This is a genomic window from Ruegeria sp. PrR005, assembly GCF_010500245.1.
Taxonomy (GTDB): Bacteria; Pseudomonadota; Alphaproteobacteria; order Rhodobacterales; family Rhodobacteraceae; genus Ruegeria_B; species Ruegeria_B marisflavi.
Genome location: NZ_JAAGOX010000007.1, coordinates 107123 through 114215, shown reverse-complemented (window position 1 = coordinate 114215; position 7093 = coordinate 107123). Strand labels below are relative to the sequence as shown.

Annotated in this window: 3 protein-coding genes; 1 reads left to right on the top strand and 2 read right to left on the bottom strand. The window is 64.6% G+C overall.

Annotated elements, in window-relative coordinates; translation table 11 throughout:
- The coding region (locus G0P99_RS05040; RefSeq protein ID WP_164128297.1) for a M10 family metallopeptidase C-terminal domain-containing protein at positions 1 to 3296 on the bottom strand (3296 nt) is incomplete at its 3' end.
- A 42-nt stretch (positions 3297 to 3338) separates the two neighbouring features.
- Complete coding sequence (locus G0P99_RS05035) at positions 3339 to 3866, bottom strand: hypothetical protein (protein WP_164128296.1); 528 nt, start codon at positions 3864 to 3866, stop codon at positions 3339 to 3341.
- A gap of 627 nt (positions 3867 to 4493) precedes the next feature.
- Here G0P99_RS05035 and G0P99_RS05030 point away from each other — a divergent pair.
- The gene (locus G0P99_RS05030) at positions 4494 to 6941 is read left to right on the top strand and encodes a calcium-binding protein (RefSeq protein WP_164128295.1); all 2448 of its coding nucleotides are present in this window, start codon (positions 4494 to 4496) and stop codon (positions 6939 to 6941) included.
- The last annotated feature ends 152 nt before the right edge of the window (positions 6942 to 7093 follow it).

Below are 7093 nucleotides of genomic sequence, written 5' to 3'. Positions count from 1 at the left end.
TGGAAGAACTTGTCCGCGCCCGTGCCGCCGTTGATCCGGTCGTGCCCGAACCCGCCGTTGACGAAGTCGTCGCCCGCGCCGCCGAACACGAGGTCGGAAAACGCCGAGCCGGTGATCACATCATCGCCGTTCTGACCTTGCAAGTCGTCGACGCCGAAGCCGCCGGCAATGGTGTCATTGCCATCCTGGCCAAAGATCTGGTCGTTGCCATGGCCACCGTCGACACTGTCATTGCCGGCCCCGGCAAAGATCTGATCCCGCAGGTCGGCCTCGGTGGCGCCGCCCTCGATCAGGTCGTCGCCATCACCACCGTTCAGCGTGTCGGTACCGTCGCCGCCGCGCAACGTGTCGTTGCCGCCCAGACCCAGCAGCCGGTCGTTGCCGGCATCGCCGGTAATCACGTTGTCCAGCAGGTTGCCGGTCAGATCGTCATCGCCGGGTCCGCCGGTGAAGTCGAAGATCCCGATGCCGATATCAGGACCCATCTGCCGCGCTTCGAGCCCGGCGCCGGTCAGGTCGCCGTCGAAGAACAGGCCGAATTCCTGCGAGCCGTCGTCGTCGAGGTCCAGCAGCAGGCCGGTGGTTCCCGGATCGTCCGGTGTGCTGCCGGGAGTGAAGTCGCGAAACGGTGTGCCAAACAGGGTCTCGCTGCGCAGGATAATCGCATCCTCGGGACCAAAGCCCGGCCCCACCCGGTCGCCGGTCAGTGAACTGCCCGGTCCGCTGATCAGGTCACGGCCCTCGCCCGGCAGCAGCAGGTCGGTGCCCGACCCGGGGTTCAGCGTGTCGTCGCCGGCGCCGCCGTCCAGGATATCGTCGCCCGAGCCACCGCTGAGGATGTCATTGCCATCCCCGCCCAGGATCGAGTCATTGCCCCCCGAGCCGTCGAGATTGTCGTTGCCCCCCAGCCCGAGAATGGTGTCATTTCCGCCTAGGCCCAGGATCACGTCGGCCCCTTCGGTCCCGGTCAGTTCCTCGCCCGCATCGGTGCCCAGTTCGGTGACCGACCCGCCGATGGTGGCGAGACCCGCGCGCACCGCATCGGCCACGTCGCGGCTGTCGCGCGTCGTGGTGACGACCACACCCTCGCTGCCCAGACCGGCAAGCGCCTCGCGATAGCTGGATTCGGTGCCCGAGGTGGTGCCGATGATCGGGATTGCCGAAAGATCCCGGAATGCGTCACCCACCGCCGAGATCAGCAGATCCTCGTAAGAGCCCAGTTCGGGCGGGGCGCCTTCGCCATCATACCCATCGGGGGCCTCGCCCGGAAGCTCATCCATCTCGCCGCTGCCGGAACCGGCTGTCGCGCCGGAGGCCGTGCCTGGGGCGACCGCCGGGCTGGAGCCTTCGACATCGATCCCCTCGGTTTCCAGGAACGCCCGGATGGTGGTTTCGTCCAGCCCGTAATCCGAAGCCGAATGCGCTGGCGCGTCGGTGGCCATGTAGATCACCCGTGACGAGCCATCGCGCAGGCTGAGGCCGACACCGTTGGCCGCCCGCCACAGGCCCACCCACTGCGCCTCGGGAAGGTCGTTGCCACTGAGCGTACTCAGACCATTCAGCGTCGTTTCAAAGGCGGTGACATCATCGGTCAGCGCCAGCTCGGCCCGGTAGAGATAGTCGCCCGGGCTGCCATAGGGGCTGACCGGACGGTCGACGAAGGAGGCGATCGCAAACTGCACATCGGGGTTTTCGGCGCGCAGGTCGGCCGCGATCTGCTTGGCCGAGTCCACGAAGTTCGGCAGGTCGTCAAAGAACGAGCCCGACAGGTCGACCAGGAAGATGAAGTCGAGCGGCGGACAATCCGAGATCTCCTCGGCGGTCAGGTCGATCTCGCCATCGGTGAAGCGTGCGGTCTCGACACCGACCAGGATGTCGGTGCCATCCACCATCGAGCCATCCGTATGGCGGATGGTGACCACGCCGGTCGCGTCGTCGCGGGTGATCTCGTAGTTGCGGCAGGCCTCGGAGAAGATTGCCACATCGGTGCCCTCGCCGCCTTCGAGCCGGTCGTCGCCATCGCCGCCGGTCATCTCGTCGTCGCCGGCGCCGCCCTTGAGCGTGTCATTGCCGTCGAAGCCGAACAGCGCATCGTTGCCGCCCTTGCCGTCAAGCGTGTTGTTGGCGGTGTTGCCGACCAGCAGGTCACCCTTGGCGCCGCCCTCGGCATTTTCGATCACCACGCCATTGGCGATGGAATAGCCGCCCAAATCGCCGGTGGTGGAATTGGTGAACACCCGCGACAGGAAACCGCCGGCATAATAGGCCGAAGCCGAATGGGTGGCGTCGCCCTGATACTCCAGTTTGAAATCGGTCGGCAGATCGGAATAGATCTGGGATTTCTTGATCCCCTGGATCAGCTCGTTGATATCGGCATTGCCGGCCGGATCCAGTGTGGCCGCGTTCAGGTTGATCACCGTGCGCTGGCCGCCGCCATAGCGGATCGAGTCGCCATCTCCCCCGGCATCCCAGATCGAGTAGAAGCCGCGCCCGATCGACACGCTGCCGTCCGATCCGTCGCCATCATAGGCGGTGGTGGCCCGGTCGGTCAGGTTATAGGCGGTATCGGTGGTGTGGGTCGAGGTATTGGCGCCATAGAGGCTTTGCAGCACCGCAATGTCCAGGGCGCTTGGCGTCAGGGCATGGCCATAGGTGAGGGCGAAGTTCGAATTGGTGCCGCCCCGCTCGTAGGACATGATGGTATAGCGCTCGTTGTCGAGCGGGTTGTCAGTGGTCGAGCGCGGGCTCTGATTGATCGAGATCGCCGTCGATCCGTGGCCGTCGTCATGCGGATGCGCGATGCCCAAGCCATGCAGGAATTCGTGCATCGTCACCCGGCCCATATAGCTGCCGGCGCCGGTTTCGGTGGTATGCGTGGTCCAGAAGCTGGTGGTGTTGAAGAAATTCCAGCTTTCGAAATCGGTGGTCGATGTGCCCTTGGGATTGGTGCCGGGGAAGGTCGAGCGCCCGCCCGCGCCGAAATTATCGACACCGACGATCTTGAAATCTGCATCGGCGAAATTCGATGCCGCCGTGAAAGTCAGGTTCGACACCCGGGAAAACGCGGTAAAGGCGTTCACCGCCGCGATCCGCTGCGCGTTTTCACTGGCGTCGCTGGCATCGAGATAGTTGAGCGTTTCACCGGCTGCCGCGGCGAATTCGGCGGTTGCCGAAGCGCTGTCCGCCGAGGTGGCAAAGGCATAGGTCAGCGAGGTGGTGCTCCACTTCGTTTCACCCTCCAGCCCGCGCAGGGTCGTGTTGGTGGTCCTTGGCGTTACACTGGTTGTACCGGCCATGTGTGTTTCCCCCTTTTAGAAACGTAATTTTCTACAATTGTCTTATGTGCCGCCAAAATGGCGGCGGATGATCCGGCTCAATTCGAGACGTTCGGCGGCGCCGAAAACCTCTGTGCCGGGTTGGATCGGATGCGCGACAAAATCCGCAAGCTCTCCGTCCCTGGTCCGGACCCGGCCATAGACCGTCGGAGCATAGGGACCCGCGGTGACGGTCCAGACATCGGGCGGTGTCTCGTCGGCTGCCGCGGCCCCCAGGCTGTGTTCGATCTGGGCGGGCGCGATGAACAGAAGCGGCCCGTCAAAGGCCGGATCGGCCGCCTTCATCAGATAGGCCGCGCGAAACGGATCGGGCAGATCCGGATTGGTATTGGCCCCGGGCCCCCGCACATCGGTATAGGGCCAGCGTTCGTCCGTGCGCAGGAACCGGTCGGTGACATCCCGGCTTTCGCCCGGCGTCAGCAAGGTGTGGAGCCGCTGCAGGTCCGGATGCGAGAACGCCGCCGGACCGGCATCCAGCGTGCAAATCTCGTAAGCGGCTTTCGACGTTATTGCACCGGCTCCCTGCATCATGCCGCACTCTCCCGAAGCGGACGCCTTGAAAAGACTGAACCCTGGTACCAGCACCCCGGCAGGCATCGCGGTGGCCGATGTGACAAGGAACACGCAGAACGGCAGGATACCGAGCGACCGGACAGCCAGCGAGCCTGTTGATCGGGAACGCAGCACAGGCCAAAGCCGGACAGATATGCCCGCTGACCGTGTCGATTGGAACTCATCCCTGGACAAGACCCTCTCCAGTTCCCGTGCAATCCTGCGGAAGCCTGCCTGAACCGTGCACCCGCTTGTCCGGATGTGTCGCAGCCTCGCCTTCAGGCCATAATTGCCCGCAGCACCATCCAGTTGGTCCGCCCATTCTGGCGCGGAAAAAATCACCCAAAAAATCTCTCCCGCTATAAGATCACAAGAACCGCAGCCGGGAAATCTTTTATTACAAACCAAGGGAAACACGCGGTTTCCCGAACGTCAAGCATCCAGATCATTGACAAGGCGTTTGGTCACGGGTGCGGGGCGTGGGCGTCGTGCAACAGATTGGATCGACCTCGCCTTCCCAGCCCTGCCATTACTTGATTTTGCAAGTTTCTTCCGTGAGCTTGCGAAAATAGATCAAGAAAAACACTCACTTCTGGGGAGAAGCATATGACGCGCTACACATTGTTGGGGTACAAGGTCACCTATGACCTGGCGGATAACGTGACCAGTGTCACCGACACGTCCCTGACCGTGACCATGTCGGACGGGACCCTGCCGAACCTGATCTATCAGTTCGAAAACCCCGCAAACCCGGTGCCAGACCCCGCCGATGAACCGCTCCCCCTGATCATCGGCGATGTGTCCGGCATGCTGGGCGTCGATCTGCTGGGGCCGGAGCTTGACGAGACCGACAGCTATGCCGGTCAGGTTTATTTCGCCGGACAGACCACGTACTTCATCAGCTTCCACTATGGCCCGCCGGGCCAGCCGGCTGAGGATTGGTATTTCCGCCTGGGCGGCGCCCTGCTGCCGGACTTTCCCGACAACGCGGACCCGGTGGCGGCCTGGAACAGCTTTGAGAGCACCATCACCGGCGCCGGCCCGATCACCGGCGGCCCGTTCGCGCCCGGCGCCTCGATCCCGCTTGCGCCGGTCAGCATGATCCATGGCGGCGAAACCGTCACCAGCATGGATCCGGCCGACAACGAGGTGACCACCGGCGCGGGCAACGATTACGTCACCGTCGGCGGCGGCGGCTATGACGAGGTGCGCACCGGGGCTGGCGACGACCTGGTGCTGATCGATGGTGAAAGCGGCTATACCGAGACCTATGTCGATCCCGGCACCGGCCTGGATGTGGTGGATATGTCGGACACCCGCACCAGCGACTCCTATGTCGACATTGCCCATGGCAACGGGCTGAGCGCGGGGATCACCGCCAATATCAACGGCACCACCAATGTGGGCCGCATCGACAAGGGCGCGGGCGGCACCACCATCCTGCTGAACCCGGCCGAGGCGATCCTGGGCGGCGGCATGGGCGTGCATGGCACATCCTTTGCCGATACGCTGAACGTGACCAGCGCGGCAAACGGCTTCCTCCAGGTGCGTGGCCTGGGCGGCGGCGACCGGATCAACATCGGCGCCAGCGACGGCACCGTGCGGCTGGATTACCGCACCTCGCCCGCCGGCATCGTGGCCGATCTGGCCACCGGCATCATCCAGGACGGCCATGGCGGTACCGACACGGTTACCGGTTTTGCAGGCGAGCTTCGTGGTTCGATGCACGCCGACCAGATTACCGGCTCGGCCCGGGATGAACGTTTCATCCTGATGGCGGGCGATGACACGCTGGACGGCGGCGCGGGCCGCGACCTAGTGCGCTATGACCGCAACCGGGTCGAGGCGGTCGATGTCGACCTGGCCGCGGGCACCGCCACCGGAACCTGGCGCGGCACCACCTTCAGCCACACGCTGACCCGGATCGAGGATGTGAACGGCTCGCTCGAAGCCAACGACATGCTGGCGGGCAATGGTGGCAACAACCAGATCCGGGGGCGGGGCGGCAATGACACCCTGCTGGGCCGGGGCGGCGACGACACCCTGGTCGGCGACAGCGGTAACGACTCGATCGATGGCGGCTCGGGCTTCGACAGCGTCCAGTTCTGGGGGGTCAACCGGGGTGATGCGACCATCACCCAGCTGGCCTCGGGCGCGATCCAGGTGGTCAGCTCGCTGGGCACCGACACGCTGGTCGGGATCGAGGAACTGGGCTTCGACGACCAGGCGGTTCTAGTCAACGACCTGTTCCCCGAACCGGGCACCACCGTCGGCGGCGGCGGCTCGGACACGCTGAGCGGTGGCGACGGGGGCGATACCCTGACCTCGGGCGGCGGCGATGACGTGGTCGATGGCGGCGGCGGTGACGACAGTATCGACGGCGGCGGCGGCAACGACACCCTGCGCGGCGGCGACGGCGCCGACAGTATCGACGGCGGCGAGGGATCGGACACGATCAATGGCGGCGAGGGCGATGACTCGCTGTCCGGCGGCGGCTCTCCGGACGATCTGCGCGACGTGATCTATGGCGGCAGCGGCGATGACTGGATCGACGGCGGCGCGGGCAACGACCAGATCTTTGGCATGGCGGGCAATGACACCATCGCCGGCGGGTTTGGTGTCGACGAGTTGCAGGGCCAGACCGGCGATGACGTGATCACCGGTTCGGCCTTCTCCGACCTGGTTTATGGCGGCGATGGCAACGATTTTGTCAACGGCGGGTTCGGCCACGACCGGATCAATGGCGGCACCGGGGCGGACAAGTTCTTCCATGTGGGCGCCAGCGGTCACGGGTCGGACTGGGTGCAGGATTACAGCGCCGGCGAGGCCGATGTGCTGCTCTTCGGCATTGCCTCGGCCACCCGGGCCGATTTCCAGGTCAACTTCGCCCATACCGCGAATGCCGAGGGCGAGCGGGCGGGCGACGACGACGTGATGGAGGCCTTCGTCATCTACCGGCCCACCGGCCAGATCATGTGGGCGCTGGTCGATGGCGAAGGCCAGTCGTCGATCAACCTCCAGATCGGGGCGGATGTCTTCGACCTGCTGAGCTGACACACAGGCCTGCCGGGTCATGCTGCCCGGTAGGCGAAATCCTTGTCAATACACTGAAAATGCGGATAAATTCGGCAACAACCTCCCCTGTTTCGCCACATTTCCGATCTGCCCGGCGCCCCTGAGCCCGTCCACCCTGCATCCCGTGGTGA